Annotated in this window: 3 protein-coding genes; all 3 read left to right on the top strand. The window is 38.0% G+C overall.

The features are described 5' to 3' along the window. Positions 1 to 203: hypothetical protein (locus A5295_RS06530; RefSeq protein ID WP_231875307.1), on the top strand; the 203-nt coding region annotated here is incomplete at its 5' end. Positions 204 to 651: 448 nt separating this feature from the next. Next, positions 652 to 1,623 (top strand): ParA family protein, encoded by a 972-nt coding sequence (locus tag A5295_RS05780; protein ID WP_004110194.1) that lies wholly within the window; start codon positions 652 to 654, stop codon positions 1,621 to 1,623. After that, complete coding sequence (locus A5295_RS05775; protein ID WP_064622134.1) at positions 1,623 to 2,975, top strand: ParB/RepB/Spo0J family partition protein; 1,353 nt, start codon at positions 1,623 to 1,625, stop codon at positions 2,973 to 2,975. Before A5295_RS05780 ends, A5295_RS05775 begins: the two co-directional genes overlap by 1 nt. The last annotated feature ends 25 nt before the right edge of the window (positions 2,976 to 3,000 follow it).

The following is a 3,000-nucleotide window of genomic DNA, read 5'->3' as shown; positions in this document are numbered from 1 at the left end:
TAGTTAAGTTTAGTTTTTTACTTACTTTTTCTGCAAAAATAGTATTCATCAACAAGATTATTACTATCGTTCCGCTTTTATATTGCTCGACCAAGCAATTCCTATCTCCCACTATTAGTAAAACCGCTAGTGTTTTTGGTGTGGTAGGAGTGCCTGGTGTGACGTGCGCAGCAGCACGGATGCTAGTGTTCTCTATGCGATAAATATTCAACGTCCGCAGAGCAATACTGTTAAAGTTTGCTAATCAATAAATAATCGCCGTTTGCAAAGCATTACTGCAAAGCTACATAATCGCCGTTTGCAAAGCATTACTGCAAAGCTTCATGTGCAACGTTTGCAAAGCATTGGCGCAAAGCTACAGAAACATACAAGCATCCAATCAATGCGAAAAATCTCACACATGAATATAAATTGTTCAATTAGGTTTTGGGGAGGGCGAGGCATTGATTGTTTCTATTTTGTAGTGTGCAGTAGCATTAATATTAGTGTTCTATGATTAGAAAAATATGTAGTTAGTTATGGAATAAGGTGTTGATGTTTCATGTGAAACATCAAAAAATTTGTGCTTTTTATGTCCATGGAAACGACGAAACTTAAAACACGATATTTTTGTTTTAAGAGTTTCGCATATTTAATTGGGGGTGATACGTCGTGGAATCAGCTGCTGAAACGATTCAACGAATTTTTGGAGATTCAAAATCCTCCCTAGGTATTGAATTGGCAGATTTGACATCTCGTTTTCATTCCATTGAACAAGCGAAATATCCTAAGCCTAAGCAAACGCGTTTTATTGCTGTTGCTAATCAAAAAGGTGGAGTAGGAAAAACAAGTTCTGCTGTAAATCTTGCTGCAGCTATGGCAGTAAGTGGATCAAAAGTACTTCTTATTGATATGGATCCACAAGGGAATGCGTCAACTGCATTAAATACTCCTCATGCTTCTGGTAATTTGTCGGTTTACGATGTTCTTGAAGGGCGAAAAAGTATCGCTGAAGTAAAACATGCTTGCCCAGATATTGAAGGACTTGATGTTGTGCCAGCATCCATTGATTTAAGTGGTGCTGAATTAGAGCTTGCAGATATGGATAATCGTAATAATCTGTTAAAGGATGCCTTGCAAGAATATCTTGATAATAGCAGCGAACATTACGATTATGTTTTTATTGATTGTCCTCCGTCGCTTGGCTTGTTAGTGATTAATGCCATGTGTGCAGCACGTGAAATGCTTATACCAATTCAAGCTGAGTATTATGCTCTTGAAGGTTTAGGACAGCTTATAAGAACTATTGGTTTAGTCCAGCAACATTACAATCCAATTTTAGTTGTTTCTACAATGCTTGTTACTATGTTTGACAAGCGAACTTTATTAGGCAGAGAAGTTTTCCAAGAAGTTAAAAAACATTATCCAAATATTGTGCTTGAGACTACGATTCCTCGTACTGTGAAAATACCTGAAGCGCCAAGTTTTAACCAAAGTGTTATTACTTATGATCCTCATGGATCAGGAGCGATTTCTTATCGCGAAGCTGCGTTAGAAATAGCGAAAAGGTCTAAGACAGTATTATCTGTTATTGCAGCAAAGCAAGATGCTAATCGACAAGAACAACAACAGGAGAATCAATAATGAGTGGAAATAAGTCTCGCCTGGGTAAAGGTTTAGGTGCTTTGTTCCCAGCTTTGCCTGGCGAGGATGCGCTTGCCGATGCATCTAATAATTTGCAATTTAATGTTTCACGTGAAACAAAAAAATCCGAATCTGTGGATAGTCAATTAGAAGAACAAGCAAAAGTTTCACGTGAAACGTTACATAAAGATAATAATCAATCAAAAAATGTTTCACATGAAACAAAGGTCCCTAGTATGAGCAATTCAATTGCTCCTCACGCGGATAAGAATAATAACAAAATAAAGAATGTTTCACGTGAAACCGTGCCGTCAATTCATACTAACAAGCATTCTCATAAACGTTCAACTATGCCATCTCTTGGAGATGTCACTAGACCTATGGATTTCTTTTTTGGAGATTCAGCATCAACGACATTTATGTCGTCTAAGGCAAAAAATAATGAAGAAACCGTTATTGGTGAAAAAAATAACGCTGCTGAAAAATCGAATAAAACCGCAAAAAATGAGCCTTTGAAGCCAGTAAAAGGTGGATATTTAGCTTATCTTAAGCCGTTAGATATTGTTCCTAATGCGCATCAACCTCGAACAATTTTTGATGAAGATGAGCTGCGAGAACTTGCGTCATCTATTAAAGAAGTCGGCGTTTTACAGCCTATAGTTGTGCGACCTATTGTTGATGCAGATAAAAATGATGAACAAATTGCACATTATGAACTTATTATGGGCGAGAGAAGATGGCGTGCTTCTCAGCTAGCTGAACTTGATACAGTTCCAGCGATTGTGCGCACAACTGCTGATGAAAATATGTTAAGAGATGCATTGCTTGAAAATCTTCATCGCGTTGCTCTTAATCCTCTTGAAGAAGCGGCAGCATATTCTCAGATGATAGATGATTTTGGTTTAACACAGATTCAGCTTTCTCAGTCTGTATCAAAATCACGTCCACAAATTGCTAATACTTTAAGACTTCTCAATCTTCCTGCTAGCGTGCAAAAACATGTCGCCTCAGGTGTGCTTTCTGCAGGTCACGCACGAGCACTACTTGGCTTGGAAAATCCAGAAGATATGGAAAGTCTAGCCAATCGCATTATTGCAGAAGGATTGTCAGTTCGTAGTACTGAAGAGATTGTTTCGTTGAAGAATGAAGATACATCTCATGGAGCAGTACGTACGCGTGTGCGTCGCAATAATCAGTGGTCTTCTTCGCCTGTGCGCAAGCAGCTTGAGGAGTATTTTGCTACCAAAGTTTCTATTAAGGGCACAGAAAATCATGGAAGAATCGAGATTGTCTTTTCTTCTCCTGAAGAAATGCAACGAATTATTGGTTTACTTGTTTCTAAAAAAGAATAGTAGTTTCTGTCTCTTATACACATCT

Source organism: Gardnerella sp. 26-12, assembly GCF_001660745.1.
Classification (GTDB): Bacteria; Actinomycetota; Actinomycetes; order Actinomycetales; family Bifidobacteriaceae; genus Bifidobacterium; species Bifidobacterium swidsinskii.
The sequence above is the reverse complement of the archived record's forward strand: the minus strand, read 5'-3'. Positions and strand labels throughout refer to the sequence as shown.

What these genes read in the sequence shown, in the direction of transcription:
- A5295_RS05775 (WP_064622134.1), top strand. Translation starts at nt 1,623, where the DNA reads ATGAGTGGAAATAAGTCTCGCCTGGGTAAAGGTTTAGGTGCTTTGTTC.